The organism is Ruegeria sp. AL11, assembly GCF_056540865.1.
Map to the genome: position 1 here is coordinate 49,163 of NZ_JBQFXO010000002.1, position 24,833 is coordinate 73,995.

General features: G+C 53.4%; 23 protein-coding genes. 3 read left to right on the top strand and 20 right to left on the bottom strand.

Annotated features, from left to right (window positions below; genetic code table 11):
- Window positions 1–26: 26 nt before the first annotated feature.
- The 9 genes from ACR0IP_RS03880 to ACR0IP_RS03920 all read right to left on the bottom strand — a co-directional run bounded on the left by ACR0IP_RS03880 (window position 27) and on the right by ACR0IP_RS03920 (window position 5,503).
- Entirely contained in the window at window positions 27–773 is a 747-nt protein-coding gene (locus ACR0IP_RS03880) for a hypothetical protein (RefSeq protein WP_480523927.1), read from the bottom strand.
- 385 nt (window positions 774–1,158) lie between these two features.
- Window positions 1,159–1,329 (bottom strand): hypothetical protein, encoded by a 171-nt coding sequence (locus ACR0IP_RS03885; RefSeq protein ID WP_170380082.1) that lies wholly within the window; start codon window positions 1,327–1,329, stop codon window positions 1,159–1,161.
- Between the two features lie 263 nt (window positions 1,330–1,592).
- On the bottom strand, window positions 1,593–2,147 hold the full coding sequence (locus ACR0IP_RS03890) for a CIA30 family protein (protein ID WP_480523929.1): 555 nt from the start codon (window positions 2,145–2,147) through the stop codon (window positions 1,593–1,595).
- Window positions 2,148–2,158: 11 nt separating this feature from the next.
- Entirely contained in the window at window positions 2,159–2,611 is a 453-nt protein-coding gene (locus ACR0IP_RS03895) for a TspO/MBR family protein (protein ID WP_170689334.1), read from the bottom strand.
- A 13-nt stretch (window positions 2,612–2,624) separates the two neighbouring features.
- Complete coding sequence (locus tag ACR0IP_RS03900; RefSeq protein WP_170380079.1) at window positions 2,625–3,128, bottom strand: aggregation factor core; 504 nt, start codon at window positions 3,126–3,128, stop codon at window positions 2,625–2,627.
- A gap of 136 nt (window positions 3,129–3,264) precedes the next feature.
- Window positions 3,265–3,648 (bottom strand): nuclear transport factor 2 family protein, encoded by a 384-nt coding sequence (locus tag ACR0IP_RS03905; protein ID WP_170380078.1) that lies wholly within the window; start codon window positions 3,646–3,648, stop codon window positions 3,265–3,267.
- A 143-nt stretch (window positions 3,649–3,791) separates the two neighbouring features.
- The gene (locus ACR0IP_RS03910) at window positions 3,792–4,172 is read right to left on the bottom strand and encodes a VOC family protein (RefSeq protein ID WP_170380077.1); all 381 of its coding nucleotides are present in this window, start codon (window positions 4,170–4,172) and stop codon (window positions 3,792–3,794) included.
- Window positions 4,173–5,186 (bottom strand): zinc-binding alcohol dehydrogenase family protein, encoded by a 1,014-nt coding sequence (locus tag ACR0IP_RS03915; protein ID WP_170380076.1) that lies wholly within the window; start codon window positions 5,184–5,186, stop codon window positions 4,173–4,175.
- A gap of 26 nt (window positions 5,187–5,212) precedes the next feature.
- The gene (locus ACR0IP_RS03920; RefSeq protein WP_170380075.1) at window positions 5,213–5,503 is read right to left on the bottom strand and encodes a putative quinol monooxygenase; all 291 of its coding nucleotides are present in this window, start codon (window positions 5,501–5,503) and stop codon (window positions 5,213–5,215) included.
- A 104-nt stretch (window positions 5,504–5,607) separates the two neighbouring features.
- Here ACR0IP_RS03920 and ACR0IP_RS03925 point away from each other — a divergent pair, with 104 nt between their 5' ends.
- The gene (locus ACR0IP_RS03925) at window positions 5,608–6,495 is read left to right on the top strand and encodes a LysR family transcriptional regulator (RefSeq protein WP_480523933.1); all 888 of its coding nucleotides are present in this window, start codon (window positions 5,608–5,610) and stop codon (window positions 6,493–6,495) included.
- Window positions 6,496–6,511: 16 nt separating this feature from the next.
- Here the strand turns inward: ACR0IP_RS03925 and ACR0IP_RS03930 are convergent, their stop codons facing one another.
- The 8 genes from ACR0IP_RS03930 to ACR0IP_RS03965 form a co-directional block, all read right to left on the bottom strand.
- On the bottom strand, window positions 6,512–7,432 hold the full coding sequence (locus tag ACR0IP_RS03930; protein ID WP_480523935.1) for a haloalkane dehalogenase: 921 nt from the start codon (window positions 7,430–7,432) through the stop codon (window positions 6,512–6,514).
- A 236-nt stretch (window positions 7,433–7,668) separates the two neighbouring features.
- Window positions 7,669–9,558 carry an SLC13 family permease gene (locus ACR0IP_RS03935; protein WP_480523937.1) on the bottom strand — a complete coding sequence of 630 codons (1,890 nt, stop codon included), beginning with the start codon at window positions 9,556–9,558 and terminating at the stop codon, window positions 7,669–7,671.
- 340 nt (window positions 9,559–9,898) lie between these two features.
- On the bottom strand, window positions 9,899–11,005 hold the full coding sequence (locus ACR0IP_RS03940) for an alkene reductase (RefSeq protein WP_480523939.1): 1,107 nt from the start codon (window positions 11,003–11,005) through the stop codon (window positions 9,899–9,901).
- Window positions 11,006–11,117: 112 nt separating this feature from the next.
- Window positions 11,118–11,630: a TetR/AcrR family transcriptional regulator gene (locus ACR0IP_RS03945; RefSeq protein ID WP_480523941.1), complete on the bottom strand. Its 513-nt coding sequence runs from the start codon at window positions 11,628–11,630 to the stop codon at window positions 11,118–11,120.
- Window positions 11,631–11,927: 297 nt separating this feature from the next.
- On the bottom strand, window positions 11,928–12,119 hold the full coding sequence (locus ACR0IP_RS03950) for a hypothetical protein (RefSeq protein WP_480523943.1): 192 nt from the start codon (window positions 12,117–12,119) through the stop codon (window positions 11,928–11,930).
- Window positions 12,120–12,155: 36 nt separating this feature from the next.
- On the bottom strand, window positions 12,156–12,632 hold the full coding sequence (locus ACR0IP_RS03955; RefSeq protein WP_480523945.1) for an aspartate/glutamate racemase family protein: 477 nt from the start codon (window positions 12,630–12,632) through the stop codon (window positions 12,156–12,158).
- A gap of 149 nt (window positions 12,633–12,781) precedes the next feature.
- The gene (locus tag ACR0IP_RS03960) at window positions 12,782–13,630 is read right to left on the bottom strand and encodes an alpha/beta fold hydrolase (protein ID WP_480523947.1); all 849 of its coding nucleotides are present in this window, start codon (window positions 13,628–13,630) and stop codon (window positions 12,782–12,784) included.
- 75 nt (window positions 13,631–13,705) lie between these two features.
- A complete protein-coding gene (locus ACR0IP_RS03965; protein ID WP_170380068.1) occupies window positions 13,706–13,939 on the bottom strand; it encodes a hypothetical protein in 234 nt (77 codons plus the stop codon).
- A gap of 105 nt (window positions 13,940–14,044) precedes the next feature.
- On the opposite strand from ACR0IP_RS03965, the gene ACR0IP_RS03970 reads away from it, so the two are divergent.
- A complete protein-coding gene (locus ACR0IP_RS03970) occupies window positions 14,045–14,920 on the top strand; it encodes a LysR family transcriptional regulator (RefSeq protein ID WP_480523949.1) in 876 nt (291 codons plus the stop codon).
- Window positions 14,895–16,058, top strand: coding sequence for a trimethylamine methyltransferase family protein (locus tag ACR0IP_RS03975; protein ID WP_480523951.1), 1,164 nt, complete (start codon window positions 14,895–14,897; stop codon window positions 16,056–16,058). The genes ACR0IP_RS03970 and ACR0IP_RS03975 overlap by 26 nt, the downstream gene beginning before the upstream one ends.
- Before the next feature lie 265 nt (window positions 16,059–16,323).
- Here ACR0IP_RS03975 and ACR0IP_RS03980 read toward each other — a convergent pair whose 3' ends face one another.
- From ACR0IP_RS03980 to ACR0IP_RS03990, 3 genes are read right to left on the bottom strand one after another with little or no spacing between them, the layout of a single operon-like run.
- Window positions 16,324–17,349 carry an adenylate/guanylate cyclase domain-containing protein gene (locus tag ACR0IP_RS03980; RefSeq protein WP_480523953.1) on the bottom strand — a complete coding sequence of 342 codons (1,026 nt, stop codon included), beginning with the start codon at window positions 17,347–17,349 and terminating at the stop codon, window positions 16,324–16,326.
- Window positions 17,342–17,683: an Hpt domain-containing protein gene (locus tag ACR0IP_RS03985; protein ID WP_170380064.1), complete on the bottom strand. Its 342-nt coding sequence runs from the start codon at window positions 17,681–17,683 to the stop codon at window positions 17,342–17,344. The genes ACR0IP_RS03980 and ACR0IP_RS03985 overlap by 8 nt, the downstream gene beginning before the upstream one ends.
- Window positions 17,684–17,686: 3 nt before the next feature.
- Window positions 17,687–24,682, bottom strand: a complete 6,996-nt coding sequence (locus ACR0IP_RS03990) for a GAF domain-containing protein (RefSeq protein ID WP_480523955.1) — start codon at window positions 24,680–24,682, stop codon at window positions 17,687–17,689.
- Between the last annotated feature and the right edge of the window lie 151 nt (window positions 24,683–24,833).

Below are 24,833 nucleotides of genomic sequence, written 5' to 3' on the forward strand. Positions count from 1 at the left end.
TTTAGCCAGAATACAAAGCCAAATTCTCAGAACATCATACAATCTCCGCCCGGGGGAAGCGGCGGTGATCCTTCAAGCAAGGTGGGCGTGTAGTCAAATGTCACAATCGTCGCGCCGCCGTCGAATGCTACAAACAGTTGGTTAGATCCCGGCCTAATGGCGATGCCTTCCGGGTCAGTTCCGAATTCCAAAAGGCTTTGCTGGGCGAGCAATTGGCCATCTGCCGTGAACTCATACAGGCTGTTTGACCCTTCCCAGTCATCAACAATCAACATGTGACCGGTGCGTGGATCAATCGCGATGCCCTGCGCCTCGCTTAAGGGGGGAGAGAGCTTCATTGTATCCAACCTCGCCGCCAACGCACCCTCTGAAGTGAACCAGGACAACCTTTCCGGGTCATCTTCTACGGTCACGATCTGCCCCTTGGCGTTGATCGCGATCCCCTCGGTGTCTGCGAATCCGCCTTCCAGAGTGAAAGGCGCTCCGAGTGGCTCTCCATCTTTGGTGACACGTTGAAGACTGCCGAGACCATCGCCCAACAACAAGTGATCCCCTTCGATAGCAATTGCTTTGATACGGAAGAGATCGCTGGATATGCGGCGCAACTCATCACCTTGCAATGTAACGAGAATGGCCTCGGGCCCCTCGTTCGCAATCCACAACCCACAAAACGTCGGATCGTAGTCAAGACTTGCGGGTTGATTGAGCTCATACCGCCCTGTTTCGCGAAGCTGCAATGCCGTGGCCGGGGTCGACACAGCAAAAAACAACAAGGCGGTGGTCCTCACAAACACTCAGGATGCTCCTAACTGAGTTAGAAAGGTGGGGCGGTGTCGTGACGGGTCAATACAAAGAACGATTGGTCTCCTTCCAACAGTGTCCACCACATTGCCTGGTCAAAAAGATGCAGAACACCAAGAATCGGCGCAAGGTTGCGTGAGTTTGAAATATCCATCGACGCAAACCAAGTCGAAGAACTGGAGTAGTTTCTTGCATCGCAGCGGGAGCGGAGGTCCCCTACCACGCAATAACTATAGACGAGTCTGTCGCGTCACCACTCTCGGTGCCAAGTGCTACTTGGCTTTGGTGCTACCAATTTCAGAATTCGATCTGATTTAACCAAATTCACAGACAATTTGGTGTCGAACCCCGAAACGCTTAAGCTTCGGCGATCAATGTGCCCCAACTGGAAAAGCCACCGTCTGTCTCGCAGATGATCGTCTCCATCCCGGTTACCGCATCGTTCCCAAAATAGCAGTCCGCAAACGCACCGGTGCCAACAAATGATAGGGTCAGGGCAACAAGGCCCAAAGCTGCAATCCTCTTCATGATACTCACTCCTTTAGATGAGCTTCATTTGGGAGTTGTCTTTTGCTGAATGTATTTTGCTTTGATTAAGTTTTTTTAACTGAAGACTGTCTGTGGAGTCGTCTCTTCGGAACGCAGCACGCTCTGAATGTTCGCTCAGAAAAGACAGGTTCAGCATCTAAAATGAAGAAACAGCGCATCCGCGTTCAGGCATCGGCACAACTCGATCTCAACCGGTGTCAAGTAGGCCTATCTGAATATCACAGCCCTTTCTTGAGAGGCCTTCAGTAGAAACCAATCTCACTGACATCTACGCGGGCCTCGTGATCGCGCCCGAAGGCTACAACTCCAATTGAAGTGATTTCATCAGCAACGGGAATAGCGCGTAATATGGTGCCAGAAGCCTTGAAACCTGACAGAGGCAAATAGACTTCGGCCCAGTCTTTAGAAGTTGCGAACGCGGCCTGATAGTATTGCCACGGAAGCACCGTGCCGCGTGTTCTGAGGTGAACGAAATATTGCTCACCGTTCCCCCGTACCAATAATCTGACGCCTGATACACCCTCATCTGGCCGATCAGACAACTTGCGCCGGAACTGGATGAAGCCGCCGTTGTTTTCCGTACTGACCGTTCCGGTCAGCCGCGCGAATGCAACATCACCTTCCGAACGAAACTGCACTTGTCCTGAGGAAACTCCTCCCATGACGGTGTCGGCAACGTAGTCCCAACGCGTGTCCGGAGACTTGGAAAAGTCTTCAGTCAGTTTTTCATCAGCCTGAGCCATTGTGCATCCAATGATAACAAGACCTGAAACAAGCCCAATGAAGTTGGCAAGCATTTCGTTCCTTCTCAGTTCAGTATCGCAATGGAAAGGTTCAGCGCCGTGGCAAATGCGACCCATGCAAAGTACGGCAGGAAGGCCAGCGTAGAAACCCGATCCGAATTCCTGACCTGAACGATGAACATGACGATGACAGCCAACAACGCGACAATGACCACAAGGGCAATCCACGGCAGTTGCAGTACGAAAAAGGCTGGGGACCACAAAAAGTTCAGACCCATCTGCGCCCACCACAGCTTCATGGCGGTCGAGCTTCGGTCCGCTTCGAACTGACGCCAACCAACCATAGCGATCAAAACATATAGCACTGTCCAAACTGGCCCAAAAATCCAATTAGGTGGATTGAAAGCCGGTTTAGAAAGCTGCGCATACCAATCGCCGGGTGCAGTCAGTGTCCCAATAAGGATGCCGCCTCCCACCATGAGCGCAAGGAATACTATGCGGATCAACCAATTCGACATTTTGGGATAGCTTTCAGCAGTCCTTGGTGGTCACATTGACAAATGCCTCGGAAGAGAAGGTCGCCGTACTGGTCTTATCCGCATCAGTATACGAAACCGTGGCGCCTTCGATCTCCGACCCCGTTACGGTGATTTCGCGTTGCCCGATTGTGTCATCGACATCGATGGTAAAGGCTAGTGTGTCACCGGCTGCGAGGGAGGCGATCTCAAGTTCTATTGTATCTTGCCCGTCCACGACCGCTGGAATTTGCCGCAGAGCATCCGAACCCTCAACGAATTCGAGAGGTTGGAATACCTCCACTCCAGCACCCTTTTCGGTAACGTCGAAAATCAGACGTCCGGCAGATTGCGACAAGTCAATTTTGAGGGTCGAGGCTTCTACTTCGCAAGCTCCGACATTTGTCAGAACAAAACGGTCCTTGGGTGCGCTTTCTATAAAGCGAATTTGTACACCAGCTTGAAGCGAAGTAGCTGAAATTAATCCAAGGGTCGCCGCAAGAATACTCTTCGAGAACATATTTATCTCCTAACTAAACGGTTCTTGATAGATACGCCTCGGCGGGTTTCCTGGATCAGACTTATACCCTTCGACTATCGTGGTTTAGCTGATAGGAGCTTTCGAAGTTCAATGCTCCGTAACCAGAACGGCGAAGTCAGAACATGCCATTGTCATTCTCGCTTTTTGCTGGAACTTCCTGAAGAACGTCCCAGTGTTCGACAACCTTGCCATCAGCATCCAGGCGAAAAATATCGATCCCGGCGTACTCGAGGTCATCGGGCCAGATTTGATGGCAATGCAGAACAACGTGATCGCCTTCAGCAAACGCACGTTTGATGTCCACACGCTTTCCCGGGTATTCGGCGGCCATGCGCTCGAAGTACTCGACAAAGGCTTGCTTGCCGTCGCCAACATGCGGGTTGTGCTGCGTATAGGTTTCCCCAACAAAGGTCGCTATGGCCTCGGCAGGTCGACACGCGTTGAACATCATTTCATAAAAGGCGATGACGTTTTTCTTGTTTGTTTCTAGGTCCCGCATGCTGATCTCCAAATCGACGTTATTACCGCCCAAAAATGTTGACCCACGTAATTCTTGGAAGCAACCCGGCAAGGATCTCGATCATTGATCGGCAAAGAGTTACGAGCTTGATTTTGCGGCCCGACTATTCCGAGGGTTTTCACTTACTCGGTTTCTTCGAAATCAATATGAATATGATTTCCATCAGGATCGGCCACGTGGATTTGGACCATTCGGGCGCCGGGGACGTCAGTTTTGCGGTACTTGATCTGACTCGAATTCAATTTTTCTTCGAACGCGCTCAACCCCGTGGCTGAGAGTGCAAAATGCTCGAGCTTGAGCTTCACTTCGGAGCCGACACTTGGCGTTCCTTCGTGCCCCACAAGGTGAACCACCGCGTGATCACCCGCATACAACCAAGCTCCGGCAAACGGAAAATCAGGGCGGGCCCCGAGTTTCAAACCCAGGACCTCTTCATACCAAGTAACCATCTCAGGCAACCTGTTCGTCACGATATTCACATGATCCAGCCGCTCAATTCTCATCTAAAAACCCTCAAGCACAAGCTTCCCTTTGGCCTTGCCGCTTTCGAGGATAGCATGGGCTTTCATTAAGTTTGTAGCATTGATCCTACCGAGTGTATCAGTCGCTGTGGATCTGATCTTTCCATCATCTATCAACCCGGCGACCTGATTCAGGATTTCGCTTTGACGACTCATATCTCCAGTCCCGAAAAGCGACCGAGTGTACATGAACTCCCAATGCAATGAGATCGATTTGGGTTTGAACGGCGCGATGTCGAAGGTCTCAGGATCGTCGATCAACCCAAAGCGACCTTGTGGGGTCATCACCTCTCCGCCTTGAGAGGCATAAAGCTGGGAATGGTTTGTCGAATAGATGAAATCCACGCTGTCGATACCGAGAGCCTCGAGTTGTGAGCCAAAAGGTTCCGCATGGTTGATGACATAGTGTGCGCCAAGCTCTCGAACCCAATCTTGTGTCTCGGGTCGGGACGCAGTGGCAATCACCTTCAAGTCAGTGAGAGCCCGCGCCAATTGAATGGTAATCGAACCGACACCACCTGCACCACCAATCACCAGCAACGTATTGGTCCCGCCGGAAACGGCATCTTGGACTCGCAAGCGGTCGAACAGCATCTCAAAGGCAGTAAGCGTCGTGAGCGGCATCGCCGCAGCCGCTTTCGCCGGTATGGATTTTGGCGCGGCTCCGACAATACGTTCATCCACCAGATGAAACTCGGCATTGGTTCCCGGTCGGTTGATCGCGCCGGCATACCAAACTGTATCGCCCGGACTGAAAGTCTCAACCGCTTCACCAACGGCTTCGACGACGCCTACTGCGTCCCAACCCAGAATATCAGGTGCTGGACCCGCAGGAGCACGTTTTTGCCGAATCTTCGTATCAACCGGGTTCACTGACACGGCCTGCACCTTCACCAACAAGTCGCGCCCCTTCGGCGTCGGTTTGTCGGCCTCGAAGTCGACTAAGGCGTCCGTCCGACCAATCGACCCTGTCTCACGGTATCCCACGGCTTTCATAGCGTGCTCCTTTGTCCGGTTCTGTATCAACCGATGACTGTCATTTCATTCAACGTGAATTCTGCAACGGCGCCCTCTGTTGCTTCCAGATAAGCCGCAAGGTGCTGAGCACCCATGTGGGTTTGCCAAAGCTCTCGGCTTTCCCAGTTTTCGTAGAACACGAAATGAGCTGGGTTGTCGTTGTCCTGGTGTAGGTCGTAGTTAATGCAACCCTCTTCAGCACGGGTTATGTCGATGAGCTTGATCAGCTCAACCTTTACGAGGTCGATCTTGTCGGGGTTGGCTTTGATGTTGGCGACGATTGTCAGCTTGGCCATTGGAATAGATTCCTTGTGTTCTTGAGTGATGCGCTAGATTTACGCCGCAGAACTTTCGGGATAAACATGTCAGGTTCGAACATATAATCCGGAATTTCCGTTTAATGCTATTAGACAATCTTCGCTTGTTTCTCACCATAGCCGAGAAAGGCAGTCTGGTGGCCGCGGCGCGCGAGACAGGGATGTCGAGCACGACAGTGTCCGAGCGGCTCGCGGCTCTGGAGGCGCACTACGGTGTTGTTTTGTTCAACCGCACCACCCGTTCCATTAGCCTGACCGAAGAAGGCCGGACACTCGCTGACGGAGCAAGAAGCTTACTCAGTGAGGTTGCGGACCTGGATACGCTTGTTCGGCACGGCGCCGAAACTCTGTCTGGTCCAATTCGCATAAGCGCGCCGATTGACTTAGGACGGAGCATTGTTTCCGAGGTTGTCGCCGAATTCACCGAAGAGAACCCTGCCGTCTCAATCGAACTATCCCTCTCGGACGGCTATGTTGACCTCGTCGGCCAGGGTTTCGACCTCGCCGTTCGCTTCGGCAACATCACAGACAGCTCGCTCAGGTTGCGAAATCTAGGAAGCTACCGACGTTTCGTGTGTGCGTCCCCAAGTTATCTGGCCTCATTCGGAACGCCTGAAAAACCAGAAGATCTATTGAACCACAACTGCTTGATCATGAGGTTTGGCGACATGATCGACAACGTTTGGGAGTTTGGGTCAGGACCAAATGCCCAGCGCGTATCAGTAAAGGGAAATCGAATAGTCAATGATGGTTCACTCATCCGCGATTGGGCGATCGCAGGCCATGGGGTCGTCTTGAAGTCTGAGCTGGATGTCGGCGACGATGTTCGATCTGGCGGACTTGTTTCTGTCTTGCGCGACTTCCTCCCACCGCCGAAACCTTTGCAAATGATGTTTCCGCCGAGCCGAGCCCAACCACGTCGCATAACGGCCTTGGCCGAGCATTTGCGTCGCAAATTTGGTGTGAGTTGAGGCCGCAGGGAAGACTCTAAATTGATAGCCTCTGTGTTTGCTCAACGAATTTCAAAGTCGCCTGTGCCAGCTCTCTGCCAGCATCTTCTTGAATGAAATGCCCAGCTTTTGGCACAACGATATGGTTTTGACCATTTGCCCCAGGGATCGACTTTTGGAACAGTTTGTCTACCCCCGCCATGACCCTGTCATCTTCTCCAAAAACTGTCAGAAACGGAGTGTTCAGGGTCTTGAGGGTTTCCCATGCGGCTCGGTTGGCTTCTGAAGCTGGATTGTCAGGCGAGTCGGGCACCAACACTGGAAACTCGCGAGCGCCTGCCAGATAGCGCGCATCCGGGAACGGTGCGTTATAGGCTGCAACCTCTTCATCTGAAATCTTCGATGTTGTGCCGCCAAATACGATACGGCCCGAATTAAATTCAGGCACAGACTGTGAGTATTCCCGCCATGAAAGAAATGCGTTGCCCAAGGGCACGTCACCAGTAGGTAGGGCCGTGTTCGCCACAACCACACGAGAGAACCGCTCGGGCATACTCGCAACCAGCCGCAAGCCAATGAGTCCCCCCCAGTCCTGACAAACCAATGTGATGCCGGTCAGGTCAACTTTCCGCAACCACTCGGACATCCAGTCTACATGGCGTTGGTAGGTGTAGTCGGATCGCTCAGTGGGCTTGTCCGACCGGCCAAACCCAATCAAATCAGGAGCCAGAACTCGATGACCCGCATCTTTGAATAACGGAAGCATGTGCCGATACAGGAAGCACCAGGTTGGCTCTCCATGCATCAACAATACTGGCGGTGCCTGCGCCGGTCCCTCGTCCAAATAGTGCAGACGGAGAAGACCGCCCTCGGTATCATCCACATCAAGATAGTTCGGGCCAAAGTCGAAATCTGGCAATCCGTCAAACTGGTGGTCCGGTGTACGAAGGAACTTCATCGTGAACTCTCCAAAATTGCCGACGGTCTTGGTCCGACAACAGTGATGGATAAAACTAAAACGGTCCAGTTCCAGCGTATATCGACTTCAGGTTTGGTTGACTTCGACGCCTTTCTTCGCTCCCTCGCGACGGAGGTCTTTTTTGCAGACGTCTTGAATCTAACGTTCCGACAAAAAAATTTAGTCTCAAAAACCCTATATTATGAGTTCATCTGTACGGATCGCCGAGAGGCGGCTCAGAAGAAAATCGCAAGTCCAGTCATTGAGACAACCAAGAAAAGCAGAGTCATGATACCGCCCGAGCGAACAAAATCGACCACCCTGTAACCTGCTGGGCCCATGATCAACGCGTTCACCTGGTGTGTTGGGATCAAAAATGAGTTGGACGTTGAAATTGCCACGGTGAGAGCAAATACAGCCGGGCTTCCACCCGCCGATACAGCAATAGAAACTGCTAGCGGCACCAGCAGAACAGTTGCACCTACGTTCGACATGACCAGCGTGAACGCCGTCGCCAAAACGGCTATTCCCGCTTGCAAAGACCAGATCGGCCACCCCTTCAAAAGGGCCAACACATGCGCTGCAATCCAATCCGCAGTGCCGGTGTTCTGAACCGCCTGACCCAACGGGATCAGTGAAGCGAGTAGAAAAACTGTGCTCCAACTTATCGACTCGTAGGCCTCATCGATCGACAGCACCCGGCTCAAAACCATGCCAACAGCGCCAACTAACAGGCACAATGATAAACGAAGGTCAGAAAACAGAATTAAGCTCAACGCTATTAGGAAGAAGGCGAGCGCCCATCCGACCTTGTGTGGCCGCAACTCTTCCTGGGGAAAGTCCGAGGTGACAACGACGAAATCCCTGTCTGACTTCACTCGTGTCAGACGGTCCCACTGCACATGCACCACACACGTGTCACCGGCTTGCAAAGGAACTTGCCCTATATGAGTGGCTGAATGATCTTCGGTCTCAACGTGGCTTAGTGTTTCTTCGCCACGCTGAATGGCCAACAAAGACAAACCATGTGTTTGGCGGAGACGTAAATCGATCGGAGTCTGGCCGATCACTGAAGAACCGGGAGGAATAACAACCTCGGCCACACCCGATTGGGTCGCGGCGAAATCGTCTGCAAAGACATCTAGTTGGGGCAGGATCTCCAAGCCGTAAGGCTCAGCAAACTGGTGCTCAACCACCCGACGCAGGCCAAGCACGGCGAGCCGCGCCGGGGCTTCAATCTTAGTATCAGCCATCGGCGCGATGACCTTGTGGCCGCGATAAGATGTGCCCAGAATGTACATGTTATGGGCGACCATCAGATCCGAAAGCGTTTGCCCGATAATGATCGAGCCTTCAGGGACACGTATCTCAAACATATCGGCCCGAAGCCCGTATGTGGCTTCGACATAAGCCTGCATGGATCGCGCCGAGCTTGCGTCTTCTCCACGTTCCCGCCGCGCTGGAAGGACCCAACGACCAAAGAGCACAAAGTATAGTACCCCTGTCAGCACCAGCATCACACCGATAGGCGTTACTGAAAACAACCCAAACGTCTCCATTTGTTGATCAGCTGGAAGGGATGAGTTTGCCGAAACAATCAGGTCATTCAACAGGATGAGGGGCGACGACCCGACCAATGTGATCGTACCACCCAGAATCGCGCAAAACCCCATGGGCATCAGCAACCTACTCATCGGGATTTCCGTACGTGCTGAGATGCGGCTTACAACAGGCAGAAAAAGCGCGGCAGCTCCGACGTTCTGCATGAAGGAGCTGATGACACCAACCGTTGTTGATATGATTGGGATTATCCGGGCCTCTGTCGTGCCACCGTTCTTAAGGATCAAGGCCGCAACTTTTGACATAAGTCCGGTCTTATCAAGCCCAGCGCCAATTATCATAACTGCGATGATGGACATCACTGCGTTTGAGGAAAAACCTTCAAAGAGCCTGGAGACATCGGCAAGATTACCCAGCCCCGGTAGATAGCTCAGTGCGCCAAGCAGCACCATTACGAGAATTGCTGCGACATCGATCCGAATAATCTCAGTAACAAAAAGTAAGACCGTGAAAGACAATAGACTCAGTACGACTATCATTTCGTACGTCAGTGTTGGTAATTCCATATCGCACTCCCAAACTAACGTTACCTGATTGGTAGCAAATGCGAAGGACCAACTCTGCGCCGAAGGTAAGGCCAAATTCTATCAGGCCGGCTCATGAAGCTCGTTTTCTCGGACATGATATCTTCTGAAACATGGAATTCGCCAACTCAAAGAGACCCTGATGATAAACTCAAAAGTGTCTCTTAGTCACCTCAATCGGAGGGAAGGCGTCCATTCCCAGACTTGTGATAAATCCCCGCGTCCAGAATATCTATTGCCTTACTCGAGAAATGAGCGCGTCCAAACCGGCGCGCTCACTCTATTTGCTATTGCCTGTCACCAAGGAGTTAAGAGTGATGCATCACTCTGCGGCAACCACTTCCTCTTCCAGTGCCGGGTAGTCGGTATATCCTCTTTCATTGCCGCCGTAGAGGGTCGTTTCATCCAACTCACTCAGCGAGGCATCTTTCTCCAGCCGACTGACAAGATCCGGGTTGGAAATAAACGGTCGGCCAAAGGCCACCAGATCGACGGCGCCGGTATCAACCGCTTCTATTGCCATTTCGCGGTCATAGGCATTGTTGCCCATCTTCGGACCGTCAAACAAATCATAGAGCGCCTTTAGATCGCCACCTTCGGGAATATCGCGCGGGCCACCGGTCTGTCCTTCTACGAGATGGAGATAGGCCAACCCATAACTATTCAACAATTTGATCGCATGCGAGAACGTCGCCTGTGGGTCACTGTCGGAAATGTTGTTGGCGTTCGAGAAGGGGCTGAGGCGGACACCAACACGGTCGGCGCCCCATACGTCGACAACTGCGTCCATGACTTCTTTGAGGAACCGTGCTCTGTTCTCGACAGGACCGCCATATTTGTCTTCACGCTTGTTGGACTCGTCCCGCAGAAACTGATCAATAAGATATCCGTTGGCTGCATGAACTTCGACACCGTCAAATCCAGCTTTCTTGGCGTTTTCTGCGGCCCTCCGGTAGTCGCCAACAATGCCAGCTATTTCTTCGATCGCCAGAGCACGCGGCTCAGACGTTTCAACAAACTGCTCACCATCAAAGGTCTTGGCCTTAGCGCCAATCGCGGATGGCGCAACAGGGGCACCGCCATCCTGCTGCAAGCTGTTGTGCGAAATTCTGCCCACATGCCAAAGCTGGATCACAATCTTTCCGCCCTCAGCATGGACGGCTTCAGTCACTTTTTTCCAGCCGTCGATCTGTGCTTTGGAATAAACACCGGGCGTCCATGCATAGCCTTTGCCTTGGGGCGAAATTTGCGAAGCTTCCGTGATGATCAGACCAGCACCCGCCCTTTGCGCGTAGTACTTGGCCTGCAATTCATGGACGCTGTCATCCTCGGCTCTTGCCCGGTTGCGGGTCAGTGGCGCCATGACAACGCGGTTTTTCAGTTCAATTGCGCCAGCTTTGATGCCGGAGAACAGTTTTTCATCAGCCATTGCTGCTTCCTTCTTTGGTTTACTTCTATCAGACAGTTTTGGACTATTTGGTCCAAAATTAGGGCTGCGATTTCTTCATGTTTTTGATTTCAAAACATTAAGTTAGGTGGAGCTAAGGTGATATCACCAACCGAGCTTGATTCAGAGTTTGCGATATCTGCTCCGCGGGAACACCCGCCTTCCGCAAAGCTAAAGTACCGATTGCAAGGGAGGCAAAGGCACGCGCCTTGTCGAGGGCCTGTCCCGGATTCGAAGGCTCAAGCGCTTTCGCAATAATCTCGTCAATACTTTCTAAATGTTGTCGCCCGAGAGCCGCGACTTCCTCATCATGAGGAGCAAGCTCCGTTAGGCAGTTGATCAGCATGCAGCCGTCACGACCGCCTTGCGGGTTCGCCAAAGCTTCCATTATTGCACCAACGGGGTCATCTCCGCCCGTGTCCGCGACCTCACGCAGAGTTTTCAAACCACGCTTGGAATAGTGGCTGAGGGCTTTGTGAAACAAAGCTCGCTTGCTGCCGAACGTTCCATAGAAGCTGGACCGGCTCAAACCCATGGCCTTGGTCAAATCGTCCACAGATGCGGTCTCATATCCCTTGTGCCAGAATACGCACAGGGCTTTTTCCAAAGCCTCGGCTTCATCAAAGCCACGAGGCCGACCCGGGCCAACAGGCGAATTGTTGTCGCCAACTATAAGAGTATCTTCGCTCATGCGCTAGATTTGGAATGGTTGGTCCAGAAATTCAAGGGGCCTGTTGAGGATTCTGGATTAATCAGTCCGAATTGTAGCCAACAACAGGATTTTAGGTTTGTAGGAATACAGGACCCGCCCGTCGCGCTCGCTATATGGCTGATGTACGCCAAAACTGCCGACGGAGACCTATGCATTCCGGAGTTGATTGGCCACGAAGTTGGACAAACCCAATCAAACATGACCGTAGTAGTCGCGAGAAACGACTGCTGAGTAGGCATAGTACAGCAAGGTCCCCCAATCGAAAATCGGCATGCCAACCTCGCGCTGTGCTGCACGAGAAAACGGTTGCATCCCTGTGCATTCATAAACGATGGCGCCGACATTCGGATCGCGTGCCACGAGTGCCTTTGTCGCTTCGACCATCTGTATTTCGCAGGCTTCGTAACGTGCGTGCGGCTCTTACGGGCGTTTTTCCGGATCCCAGAGTTTGTCGAACTCGGTCACCCCCAGCTCGTCCTGGGCGCCGCCAACGATCAGGTTGGAATTCGGATCAATTCCGACGGCTTCGAGGTGGCGATCAGTCAGGAAGCGGCGTTGAGCACAAAGGATTACCACCTTCTTGCGGCTGCCTATGACGGTCTGGGCAAATGGCGACAGCAGCAGGCTGGACGTGAACACTGGCGCGCTTACGGCGGTGGCGACATCCTGCTGGAAATAGGCAAAGAAATCACATTCTGCGGCAATGGCGCGGCATCCGTATCTTTCCAACCGCTTTGCGGATGCAATGATCGGCGCGCGAACTGGTGTTTTGTCCTGATCCCAAACCAAGGTCTTGTTGCTGACCTCCGTTGCGATGTCGTATTGGATCGGAAAGGGAAACGCGCTTGGGTTTCGCACGTCGCCGGGGAAGCCCGGATAGGCGTCTTCCAGAAGCATGACGCCAAGGCCATCCCATAGCCCACATGGTTCTGACGCACGCGGATATCTTGGATGCCGGGGTCAGGGGAGCATAAAACATTTGGTTGAGCCTTTTCCTGGCAGGAAATTTGGGCAGGCCAAAATACAGTCGACCCGCCCCAGCCCGATCAGCTGTCGCGTTTGAGGAAGTCGACTAGCAGGGTCGAGATCTTCTCAGGCTGGTCTTCCATCGAGAAGTGGCCGCAGTCCTCGAGCACATGCAGTTCCGAGCCGGGGATGGCGGCGTTCAGCTTATGGGCCCACGCAACCACCTGCCAGGCGTCATCCGCGCCCCAGATCAATTGAACCGGGCGCTCACCGAGCTCGGCGTAGCGCGGTGCGACTTCATCGGTGTGCCTGGGGTCGTAGTGCATAACCTGATGCTGAAAGAAACTGCCCTGGCCTACGGGACCACAGATGAAATCGAGGTAGGTTTCCATTGAGGTCTCGGCAAGACGTTTCTTGTTCTGTACTGTCGAATAGAGCCAATCCCGGAAATGCTCACGGTGTTCTGCATCCGGTGCCTTGATCAGCTTCTCAAGACCCGCTTGCATCTGTTCATGGGTACGCTTCGAGGGCCAGCTGTCATAGCTTACCACGTCGATCATGGTCAGCGTGCGGACACGCTCAGAGGATTGGATGCCGAACCGCTGGGCGATACCACCACCAATGTCATGGGCGATGACGTGCAGGTTATCCAGCCCCCAGATGTCGAGCAGCCCTTCAAGGATCGGAACCTGTCCGGTGACCGAGGTGTCGATGCTCGGGTCGCGTGGACGTTCCGACAGGCCATACCCGAGCAAGTCGAATACATGCACTTTGTATCCGGCCTCGACCAGCGAAGGCAGGATGTTGCGCCAGATCCAGGATGAGGACGGAGTGCCGTGGATGAGAACTACAGGCGCGCCTTCACCATGCACGCCGTGGGCGATGCGGTTTCCGTTTATCACACAGTGTCGGTCAACAAGTTGGGTCATGATGTTTCTCCTGCTTAGGTGGGCTGGACGGACAGCTATTCGGGATGATTTCAAGGAAAGGGAGCGCAGGACCGGTCAGACGCTCCAGGCAAAGATGCCGTAGGCGCCGGCGGCGATGTAGAAGCCCTGCATCGTTGTCCAGCCCCACATCCGCTTGCGCACCGCAAGGGTGAAAAGAAGGAGCGCCGACAACAGGAAAAACACGAAGGAAAGTACCTCGTATCCAGTGTTGGAGGCGATGAGCAGGGAATAGGCGATGGACAAAAAGGCTCCACCCCACTCAAGAGATTTGTTTGCATCGGTTGTCATGTTTCAATCCGTTTTCTGACTTTCCCCGATTGTACTTTCAGAGCAATCAATCTATCAAATGAATGATTGTCATGAATCAATAAAAAATGCGAATGGGTCTGTACCATGGCTGAACGTCTGGAAATAGATGGCCTGCGGGCGCTTCTGGCAATCTCGTCTCATGGGGGCGTTACCCGCGCGGCCGAACACCTTGCGCTGTCGCAACCGGCGGTTAGCCACAAGATCAGGCGGCTGGAAACGGCGCTGGATTGCGATCTTCTGGCGCGCCGTGCAGGCGGGCCGCTGTTTACTGAAGCGGGTGAGCGGTTGCTGGGATATGCACAGCGCATGATGGATCTGCATGACGAGGCGCTGGCGGCGTTGGGCAAGAAACCACTCAAAGGTATGATCCAACTGGGCATGACCGAAGATACAACGGGTGGCGACGTGGCTCGTATTTTAGGTCGCTTCACCCGACTGCACCCGGAGACCCAAGTGCGCACACGGATCAGCCAGAGCCTGACCCTCGCAGATTGGCTGGAGGCCGGTGAAATCGACGTTGCAGTCATGCAGGTCTTCAGCCGCGATGTGCTCCCTGACGATCTGGTTCTCTATGAAGACCAGTTGCATTGGATCAAATCGCATGACCTTCCATTGGACCTGTCGGTCCCGGTGCCGTTTCTCGCCTTTGACAGCAACTGTTTCTACAAACACTGGGCCAATGCCGAAGGGGCGCGGGGCGGGCAGCGGTTTGAAACGGTCTTCGAATGCCCTAGTGCGGCGGGTATCCTATCGTCCGTGCGCTCGGGGTTGGGGGTCGCGCTGATGAACGGGCTGCACCTGTCGCCTGACCTGGAGATTGTCGAAGATGTGTTCCCCGAGCCGCCTTCCATCGCCTATGTCGCGCGAACTCGCCCCAAGAACCGGAATGATGCAGTCAAGGCTCTCATCCAGGAAATTTCCCGACAGGTTAGAAATGCAATTCCCCTACGCGTTGCTTGATGAACCAGCTCTGGCCTCTATCGAAGCACAGGCAGCCCAAATTCTCGATGAAATCGGGGTTGAGTTGCAGGGCGATCCCGGCAGCCTCGACGCCATGGCGTCGGTCGGGGCGCGGATCGAAGGCGAGCGTGTACGTATCGACGCTGACCGTCTGCGCGATCTGATTGCACATGCGCCCGTCTCCTTTATCTGGCAAGGAAAGACCGAAGCGGCTTCGGTCACAGTTGGAGGCGATCGCCCGGTGGTTGTCCCCTTTTATGGCCCACCGAATGTCCGACACGCGGACGACACCATCCGCCAGGGCACGCTCGAGGACTACCGCGAACTCGTGCGCCTGTGCGATGCTTCGTCGGCAATCGACAGCACCGGCTTTCAGCTTTGCATCGCCCATGACGGGGAAGCGCCCGTGCCCCACATGGAGCTCGCCCGCGCCCATCTGGAGCTTTCAGATAAGCCGATGATGGGCACCGTCTTGTCCGAAGACGCCCTGCGCCAGGTTGCCAGCGCAGCTGGCGTCAAGGATACGGACGAAGACTGTCGGTTGCTTCACCTGATCAACCTGACGCGCCCGTTGGTCTTTCAGGCTAATCCTTTGCGCTGCCTGCGGGCGTCGGCCGAATTGGGTCAGGCGAGCCTTGTTGCCTCTTACATGATGATGGGGGCCACCGCGCCGGTGACCATTGCCGGGGCGCTGGCTCAGGGGCTTGCGGAAATCATGGTTGGGCTGGCTTTGACGCAAGTCTATCGCCCCAGGGCACCGGTAGTGGGCGGGATCTTCGCAACCCCGTTTTCGATGCAGTTCATGGGTCCGATCTTTGGAACACCAGAATCTCACCTGGCTCAATTGGCCAGTTGCCAGTTGGTGCGCCGACTTGGGGTCCCCTGCCGTGGCGATGGTTTGGTCACGTCGTCCAAGATCAATGACGCTCAGGCCGGATATGAAGGCGCCAGCGCCTTCGGAGCATCTTTGACCGGAGAAGCCGACCTGATCCTGCATGCGGCGGGCTGGCTGGAGTTTGGCCGGACCGTCGGTGTTGAGAAGTTCGCTTCTGATGAGGCGATCCTGAAGGCGCAGCTCTCAAATCTCCAAAGCTGCCATTCATCAGGATGTTTCCAAACCATGGCTGCAGGCCGTTAGTTAAACTTTGCAAAACCTGGTGTCTGCGCGTCACAGACCTTCGCGAGAATCCAAGCAAAAGGCCTCATGGAACCCAAAGTTCATCAGGGAGACCCTTTGCGGGATTGAGCAACACAAAGGGCCACAACCGCGACGACTTCGCCAAAAACTGATTGAATTCATCGCATTGGCAGACAACTGCGCAGCGCAAAGGCTATGGGCAAACTACGCAGACATATGGGTGCGCATAACTTTGCACGATTTGCCCAACGCGTTGCATGAATGGTCATAGCGCATGGATGTCGAACGGATCGGAGAAACCTTTGATCCTAGTGCCGACAAATGTCTCCAATACATTAACCGTTTCCAACAGATCACAGGTTTCTTGATCAACCAGAATTCGACTTCCAGTTTTCTGCGTTTCTGCTTCCAGGCGAGCAGCAAGGTTTACCGTCGATCCGATACAAGTATACGTTGCCCTGTTGTCTGTGCCGGCATAACCAGCGACGACTTCTCCAGTCGCTATTCCGATACCGATTTTTAGGTCACTTTTCCCTTCTGAGCGCCGTTCGAGATTTAATATCTCAATCATGTTATGCATTTCATGCCCGGCCGCCACTGCGCTTTGCGCGGAGTTGGACAGCGACTGCGGAACTCCGAACAGAGCCATTAAACCGTCTCCCAACATCAGGCTGACAATCCCGCCATTGCTGGTAACAGCCTCGAACATCAGCGTGTAGAAAGTGTTGAGCAGGTCGATTGTTTCCTCGGGTGCGAGATCTTCCGATAGGGTCGTGAAGCCGCGAATATCACAGAAGAGTACCGAAGCGTTGGCACGTTTGCCGCCTATCGCAAAGCCAGATTCTTGCAGGTCTTGTGCAACCTCCGTTGTTGCAAAGCGCTCTAGCAGTCGTTTCTGTTCGTCCCTGAGTCTTTTCTTCTCAAGGCCGCTGGAGACGCGCGCACTGAGGAGTGTTTTGTTGACTGGTTTTGGCAGGTAGTCTTCAGCGCCCAATTCAATGCACCGCACGACATTGTCCAGACCCTCAACGGATGACGTCACTATCACTGGCAGATCGCGCAGTTCAGTGTCGGATTTGACGGCCTCCAGAACCTGAAAGCCGTCCATTTCCGGCATTTCGATATCCAGTAGAAGCAAGTCAAACGGCTGGTTAGACAGCATCTCCATAGCAACCCGGCCGTTTTCCGCGACCGATGCTTGGTGACCCAAAAGCTCTACGCTGCGCGACAAAAGCAAGCGGTTCACCTTGTTGTCGTCGACGATGAGCAAATGGCCGGGAGCGTCAGTCATCAATCAGACTCCGTAAAGCCGTGGCCGCAGTGGTGAGGGCTGTCTCCAACGCCGTCGCATCTTTTAGGTCTCCAGCCTCGGGCAGTTCTCCAAGCTCGACTTTCTTGGCCAGTTCGGCAAGAGCCGTCGCACCAAATGTGTTGGCGTTTGACTTGATAGAATGCGCAGCACGCCGGTAACGGTCGGCATCGGCCGCAGCCGCAGCCGCTTTCAATTCGTCAATCATGCCGGGCGCTTCGTCGAGAAAGGTGTTCACAAGTTCGGCTGCAAATTCTTCGCCTGTGGCGTCTTTAAGCTCTGCCAAGATTTCATGATCAATTGGGCTGTCAGTCATGAATCACCTTCTTATTCTTGGGGAATTTAACAGGGCTTCGATTAGGACAGGTACACGGATCGGTTTGGTGATATAGTCGTCCATCCCTGCATCCAGGCACATCTCACGGTCCCCCTGCATTGCGTTCGCGGTCATCGCGATTATGCGAGGGCGACTTCCGTCCGAATGCGATTTGTTGATACGACGAGACGCTTCAAGACCATCCATCTCGGGCATTTGCACATCCATAAAAACGACATCGTATGTTTGCCGGTTTACGCTTTCGACCGCCTCAGCACCATTGCTGGCCAAATCCGCGCGGTAACCCATCTGCTCGAGCAGTCGGAGTGCAAGTTTCTGGTTCACCAAATTATCCTCAGCCAGCAAAATGCGCAGTGGATGTCGCGTTGCCATATCCGGATCTGTTTGAGGTTTGTCCTGTGGTTTGGACGGCTTTACGCGCACCTTTTCAGTCGCGAACAGTGTGACTAGGGTGTCGAACAAATGGGATTGGCGCAAAGGTTTGGCGAGGTTGGCGGCGAAGAGCCCATCTTCCAAGTCTATATCTCGCGGGCCAAGTGAACTGAAAAGGATGAGTGGTAAACCCGGCTTCTTGGCGCGAACCTTTTTGGCAAGCTCTTCTCCATCCATTTCGGGCATATGCATGTCGAGAATGGCCAAATCGAACTCAACGCCTTCTTCTAGTATCCTCAGCGCCTCCAACGGAGTCTCACACGTCGTGGTCTGCGTGCCCCATTTCTCGGTTTGAAGAAACAGGATTTTACGATTGGTGGCATTGTCGTCTACCATCAAAATTTGTTTGCCTTCGAGTTCAGGCTGAACGCCGATAAGACTGCGAGAAGACGACTTAACTGGCTTTGCGGGTTTTGCCTGGATCTTGAAAACAAATGTGGAACCGCTCCCCTCGCCATCGCTTTCAGCCCACATGGTCCCGCCCATAAGTTCGGCGAGGCGTTTCGAGATCGCAAGACCCAGACCAGTGCCGCCATATTTCCTGGTCGTTGAACTATCTGCCTGACTGAAAGACTGAAATAGTCGACTCATGCCTTTTTTGGACAGGCCGATTCCGGTGTCTCGGACTTTAAACGTCAGTTCGAGTATTCCCTGTACCTTGGCAGATTGCTCAACAGACAGAACTACTTCGCCGCTTTCGGTAAACTTCACTGCGTTGGAAAGAAGGTTTAGCAGAATCTGCCGCAATCTCGTTAGATCGGCGCTAATCGCCAGCGGTAGCGCGTCATCGAACTCATAGGCCAGATCGAGTTGTTTCTCGGCAGCCTTGCCGCTGATTAAATCGAGCGCGCTTTCTACGCATTCGCGCAGGTCAAACGGATGGTTCTCGATATCCATTTGTCCGGCCTCAATTTTCGAGAAGTCGAGGATCTCGTTGATGATACCCAAAAGCGCATCGCCGCTATCGCGGATCGTATTGGCATAGTCACTTTGTTCTGCATCCAACTCTGTGTCCATCAACAGCCCGCTCATCCCGATAACGGCATTCATTGGCGTTCGAATTTCGTGGGACATCGTCGCTAGGAAAGCGCTTTTTGCTTCGTTTGCTTCCTCAGCAACTTTTCGCGCCTCTTCGGCCTCGCGGAAAAGACGAACATTCTCGATGGCAATTACCGCTTGGTCTGCAAACGAGTAGGCGAGGTCGATCTCATCTTTGGTAAAGGCGCCAGCTGTTTTCCGAGCGAACACCAACACACCCAGACACGCCTTGCCTTTTATTAGTGGCAGCAACAGGGCCGCGCGAACGCCATGACGATCATACGTAATCTGCTCGAACGGTGAGAGTTCGAGCGTATCCCAATCTGGAAGATGGAGCATTTTCTTCTCATGAAGAACCTGAGCGGGAAAGCTGGACATTGGATCAGGGTCGATAGGGAAACTTTGGTTCCCTTCAAGGGTAGCAACACCGTCTGCACTCACCCGCGCAAGCACCTCGAACGTATTACCTTGAGCGGTCATGGCCGCAACCATATCAGTGGAAACCAACCGCACACCTGCTTCTGCGATTGCTTCGAAGACTGGCTTGATGTCGTCAGGAGACTGGCTGATCACCCGTAGAATGTCCGCACTCGCAGTCTGACGTGCCAGGGAAGCCTGAGTTTCATTAAACAGGCGAACGTTTTCCAGCGCGATGATGGCCTGATCGGCGAAGGACTCGGCAATGGCGACTTCATCTTCGCTGAAAACTTTGGCCGTTTTTCGGATGAATACCAAGGCACCGAAACATTCCGTCCCGCGCATCAGAGGCACCGTCAGCGAAGACTTGAACCCTTTCCTGCGGATGATCTCTTGATCGCGTGGGGGTAGCTCATCGTACCGCCATTCGGGCAAATGCAAGGTTTTGCCGTTCTTGATTGCCTTGGACGGCAAATTGTCTTCGGGATCAATTGGCAGGCGCTCGGTCCATGTGATTTCTTCGACTCCATCGGGTGTCGCAGCGGCGATCTGCCAAAGTTCAGTCTTGTTCGCCTGAATGGCAATCGACAGGTCGCAATCTATGAGGGTCGTCGCCAGTCCGACAATCTTTTCAAAAACCGGCTTGGTATCTGTTGGGGATTCAGAGATTACTCTTAAGACGTCCGCGCTTGCGGTTTGGCGCGCGAGGGCGGTCTGCGTTTCGTTGAAGAGTTGCGAGTTCTGAATTGCGATTATCGCCTGGGACGCGAAGGTCTCCATTTGCTTGATTTGTTTTTCGTCAAAAGCGGCCGCCGTTCGGCTCCCCATGCTGATAACGCCAATTGTGTCACCATCACGGATCAGTGGCACGGAAAGAACGGATCGATAGCCTTCGAGATTGGACTTGAGCAGCGGATCATAATTGGGGTCAGCTTGAGTGTCCTCAACATAGTCAGCCCTTCCATGCAAAAGCGCACGTGCTGTGGCTGATGTTTCCCCGGGTTCAAACGGATGCACCTTTAGAAAATCCGCGAATTTGGCCGATACATTGTGTCCGGCAAAATAATGGTACTTTCCATCTTCGGGTGTCTTAAGCGCCACGAAGGCATCCTGTAGGCGGCAAATGCGGGACGAAACGGCCAGCAATGCTTCCAGTACAGGCTCTAGCGCGTCAGGAGACCGGGAAATAACTTCGAGTACTTCGTTTGTGGCTTTTTGGTACTCTAACGATTCCTCAATTTCCGCCGTTCGGGCTGTCACCTCGTCGAAGAGGTGCGCATTTCCAAGCGCTATGACCGCTTGCGAGGCGAAGGTTTCAACCAAGGCTATCTGCTTGTCTGAGAACGCCCCAATTTTAGAATGAGCAAGTGAAATCACGCCGAGCGTGACGCCATCCTTGACCAGCGGAACCCCTAAAGCTGAACGAAATCCGGCACCCAGTGCTTCTTCTTTCCAGGCATAATCCGGGTCGTGCTCAAAATCTTCAATGTAGACCGTTTTGCCTGTTAGCGCGACGCGTCCCGTGGTTGTGCCCTTGTCTGGAACGAACACCTGACGGTTTATGATGTCGTTGTGAGCTGCGGCGGAATTGTGGGTCGCAGCAACGTCATAAATTCCGGTTTCTTCGTTTAGAAGTGCGACGTATGACGCTTCGGGTTTGCAGATGCGAACCGCCACTTGCAAAATAGCTTTGAGAACTGGATCAAGTTCATTTGGCGAGCGTGAGATCACTCCCAGCACTTCAGACGTGGCCGTTTGATAGTCGAGCGCTTCTTCAACTTCCGCGGTGCGTGCCTGCACTTCTTTGAACAACCGGGTGTTGTTTATGGCTATCACAGCCTGGGATGCGAATGTCTCTAACAGGTTGACCTGTTTTTCACTAAACGCGCCGGGCTTCCGGTGGGCCATGACGATAACACCAACGGTCACGCCGTCGCTGACTAAGGGAACGCCGAGGGTGGTGAGGTAATCACCGATCTCCGCCGCCACCTTCCATGTGTAAGTTGGATCCTTACTCGTATCTTTTATGTAAACAGTCTTGCCATAAAGAGCCGTGCGACCGATGCACGAGCCTTCCTCCGGGGCAATAGGGTTGTCTGACAAATAGTTAAGAAACGCATCGCTCACATTGTGGGACATGGCCACACGGTACAACCCATCGTCAGCATCCCGCATTGCGAAGAATGCATATTCTGGGTCGCAGATACGCGAGGAAACTTCCAGGATTGCATCCAGCACTCGTGGAAGATCGTTGGGCGAGCGAGAGATGACATCCAATACTTCTGACGTGGCAGTCTGATATTCTAACGATTGTACGACTTCGGCAGTGCGTTCCTCCACTTCCCGGAAAAGGTTGGCATTCGTAATGGCGATAGTGGCCTGGTCGGCAAAGGTTTCTAACAACTGAATCTGTTTGGCGGAAAATCCCGAAACCTCGGTTGACCCGACCGAAATTACACCCACGACCTCGCCATTCTTGACCAATGGGACCCCGAGCACGGACCGATATTCCCCGACGCCGCTGTCTTCTATCCAGGTATAAGAGGTCTCGGTTTCAATATCTTCGATATAAACAGTGCGTTTCGACAGAATGGCACGCCCGCTGACACCGCTTTCATCTGGCGAAATAGGATGCGCTTTGACATATTCCGCAAAGGTCGTGTCCTGCGTGAGTATCGCATGAACATGAAAAAGCTGATCGTCGGGGTTCAGCATAGCAACATAAGCATCCTGCAATTCGCAGATGCGAGACGCCTCTTTGAGGATAGCGTCGAGAACAGGTGCTAACTCATTTGGTGATGCCGAAATCACCCGCAGCACTTCGGATGTAGAGGTCTGGTATTCCAAAGCCTGCGTCACTTCCGCCGTGCGATCCTGGACTTCGCGGAACTGGCGGACGTTCTCCATTGCGATCACGGCTTGAGCCGCGAAGGTTTGAACCAAAGCGACATCGTCGTCTGAGAAAGGTGCAACTTCACGACGGTAGAGCACGATCACCCCTAGACCGGTGCCATCCTTCATCAACGGAACTGCCAGAACCGAGCGGGCTCCTTCAATCTCAACCATCTGAACCCGTTTCGGGTCACGATCCCTGAAGTACAGGGGGTCGTCCGCGATATCGTCCTGGCGAATGACCTCGCCGTCGATCATTGGTTTGATCGCAATTAATTCCGTGCGTGTCAGCGGCTCGACAAAGTTTTTGAGCGCTTCGTCAAAGTCGGTTCTTGCGCCGATATTGGCCGGGATCGTTGCGAGCCCACGCTCGTTATCAGCGACACATAAAAACGCCAGCGGGGCTTTGCACAAACGGCTGGAGTTTTCGAGAATGCTTTGGAACACAGGTCTTTCGTCGTCGCGGCTACGGCTGATAACTTCGAGGATTTCTCGCGATGCTTTTTCGCGCTCAAGTCGTTCCTGAACCTCTCGAAACTGTCGCGTGTTTTCTATCGCTATGACCGCGTGATTGGCGAACTCTTCGATGAATTGTACGTCGGGATCAGAGAACGGGCGCACTTCGCGGCGGCTAACCGCAATAGCACCTATCGCCTGCTCACCTTGCATCAACGGGACGACAACGCGCGACCTGATACCTTCGACGTCGACAATTTGATGTGCGGTGGCATCGCCTGAGCGGTAGAAATCGGTGTCAGCCATATCCTCGACGCGAACAACTTTGCCAGTTCGGATCGCCGCAGCTGCCGTGATTGAGCTATCAAGAGACCATTCTTCGCCCAATTCAACTTCGGTTCTGTCATGGCCCCATGCTGCTGCCAATCGAATATGGGTTCCAACGGCGTTGACCAACAGAAGCGCGGACTGATCTGCCCCACAAACCTCTGTGGCCTGCTGAAGCACCGCTTCGAAGACACGTGCATCATTGTCGCGGCTTTTGCTGATGACGCTCAGAACTTCTTGCGTCGCGGTTTGTCGCTCCAACTGAATGTGCAGCTCGTTCATTTGACGAGTGTTATCGAGGGCAATGACGGCTTGCGCGGCAAAGCTCTCGACCAAAGAAATCTCGTCATCGGAAAAGGGTCGCACTTCGCGCCGGTAGATCCCGATGACACCTACAGGGTCACCATTTGCTGACATCAAAGGAACCGTCAGAAACGAACGGACACCTTCCTCATCAACCAATTGCCGACGCCAGGGATCACCGTTGATGTAGTGGTCTGTCTCGCGCAAATCGACGTTGTGAATGACGCGCGCTTCCCGCACGGACTCGGCAATTTGTAAATTTGAGTCCAGAGACCAGCGATCCACGCCGACCTTGTATGTAGCCAATTGATCACCAAAATGGGCCGCGTATTCCAAATGAGTTCCCGCCTCATTTAGCAGGCTCAACGTTGCTACATCTGTTTCGCAAAGCCGGGCCGTGTTTTCCAAGATCGTCTGAAATACCGGCGCTTCATCATCCCGAGACCGACTGATCGTCTCCAGAACATCACGCGTGGCACCTTCACGCGCCAGACGCACCTGCAACTCGCTAAACTGGCGAACATTTTCGATTGCAATGACCGCTTGTGCGGCGAAAGTTTCAACCAGTTGGACCTGATCGTCGGAATAAGGTCGCACCTCATCCCGTGCCAACATCAGGCATCCGATTGCACTGCCACCCACTTTCAATGGAACAAAGAGATTGCTCCTGCACCCATGCGTGTCGACAATGAGCTTAAAGCGCTCATCGCCCGATTTGTGAAAATCGGTGTCACCCATATCGACAACACGTTTTGTCTTACCGCTGAGAATAGTGTCAGTCACAATGGAGTTGCCTGGCTCCATCGTGTATTTGCCGTCGAGCCAGAGCTGTTGAAAATCCGGGTGTAAATTGACGCTTGCAACCAGTTGCTGACGAGCATCCCCTTCTTGCCCGAGCACCAGACCGGCAAAAAAGGCATCACACAGATCTTTTGCAAGCGTTACAATCAGGTCGCATACTGGCTGGATGTCATCCTTGGTCTCGGAGATCGCTTGCATAACCCGCGCGGTGGCTTCGAACCGAGCCTGCTGATCATCCGCGCTGAGCCCAGAGCTTTGCGCAGATGACGACGCTGAGTCAGCAGTCTCTGTTGATGCCTTCTTTCCACCCACCTGCGTTCGTGCCCCCACGCAAACTAATGAAACACACAAGACTGGAGTTTAGAGGGCATACGATAGAAGTCACAGTGTTTCTTTTTGGACTGTATCCGCGACTGAGCTGCCTCTTCTGACTAGTGCATTTTTTTCAGCTAGGATAGCTACG

Excerpts from the sequence above, each read along its gene's own strand:
- ACR0IP_RS03885 (WP_170380082.1), bottom strand. The coding sequence starts at position 1,329 with ATGAAGAGGATTGCAGCTTTGGGCCTTGTTGCCCTGACCCTATCATTT.
- ACR0IP_RS03890 (WP_480523929.1), bottom strand. The coding sequence starts at position 2,147 with ATGCTTGCCAACTTCATTGGGCTTGTTTCAGGTCTTGTTATCATTGGA.
- ACR0IP_RS03895 (WP_170689334.1), bottom strand. The coding sequence starts at position 2,611 with ATGTCGAATTGGTTGATCCGCATAGTATTCCTTGCGCTCATGGTGGGA.
- ACR0IP_RS03900 (WP_170380079.1), bottom strand. The coding sequence starts at position 3,128 with ATGTTCTCGAAGAGTATTCTTGCGGCGACCCTTGGATTAATTTCAGCT.
- ACR0IP_RS03905 (WP_170380078.1), bottom strand. The coding sequence starts at position 3,648 with ATGCGGGACCTAGAAACAAACAAGAAAAACGTCATCGCCTTTTATGAA.
- ACR0IP_RS03910 (WP_170380077.1), bottom strand. The coding sequence starts at position 4,172 with ATGAGAATTGAGCGGCTGGATCATGTGAATATCGTGACGAACAGGTTG.
- ACR0IP_RS03915 (WP_170380076.1), bottom strand. The coding sequence starts at position 5,186 with ATGAAAGCCGTGGGATACCGTGAGACAGGGTCGATTGGTCGGACGGAC.
- ACR0IP_RS03920 (WP_170380075.1), bottom strand. The coding sequence starts at position 5,503 with ATGGCCAAGCTGACAATCGTCGCCAACATCAAAGCCAACCCCGACAAG.
- ACR0IP_RS03925 (WP_480523933.1), top strand. The coding sequence starts at position 5,608 with ATGCTATTAGACAATCTTCGCTTGTTTCTCACCATAGCCGAGAAAGGC.
- ACR0IP_RS03930 (WP_480523935.1), bottom strand. The coding sequence starts at position 7,432 with ATGAAGTTCCTTCGTACACCGGACCACCAGTTTGACGGATTGCCAGAT.
- ACR0IP_RS03935 (WP_480523937.1), bottom strand. The coding sequence starts at position 9,558 with ATGGAATTACCAACACTGACGTACGAAATGATAGTCGTACTGAGTCTA.
- ACR0IP_RS03940 (WP_480523939.1), bottom strand. The coding sequence starts at position 11,005 with ATGGCTGATGAAAAACTGTTCTCCGGCATCAAAGCTGGCGCAATTGAA.
- ACR0IP_RS03950 (WP_480523943.1), bottom strand. The coding sequence starts at position 12,119 with ATGGTCGAAGCGACAAAGGCACTCGTGGCACGCGATCCGAATGTCGGC.
- ACR0IP_RS03955 (WP_480523945.1), bottom strand. The coding sequence starts at position 12,632 with ATGCTTCTGGAAGACGCCTATCCGGGCTTCCCCGGCGACGTGCGAAAC.
- ACR0IP_RS03960 (WP_480523947.1), bottom strand. The coding sequence starts at position 13,630 with ATGACCCAACTTGTTGACCGACACTGTGTGATAAACGGAAACCGCATC.
- ACR0IP_RS03965 (WP_170380068.1), bottom strand. The coding sequence starts at position 13,939 with ATGACAACCGATGCAAACAAATCTCTTGAGTGGGGTGGAGCCTTTTTG.
- ACR0IP_RS03970 (WP_480523949.1), top strand. The coding sequence starts at position 14,045 with ATGGCTGAACGTCTGGAAATAGATGGCCTGCGGGCGCTTCTGGCAATC.
- ACR0IP_RS03975 (WP_480523951.1), top strand. The coding sequence starts at position 14,895 with ATGCAATTCCCCTACGCGTTGCTTGATGAACCAGCTCTGGCCTCTATC.
- ACR0IP_RS03980 (WP_480523953.1), bottom strand. The coding sequence starts at position 17,349 with ATGACTGACGCTCCCGGCCATTTGCTCATCGTCGACGACAACAAGGTG.
- ACR0IP_RS03985 (WP_170380064.1), bottom strand. The coding sequence starts at position 17,683 with ATGACTGACAGCCCAATTGATCATGAAATCTTGGCAGAGCTTAAAGAC.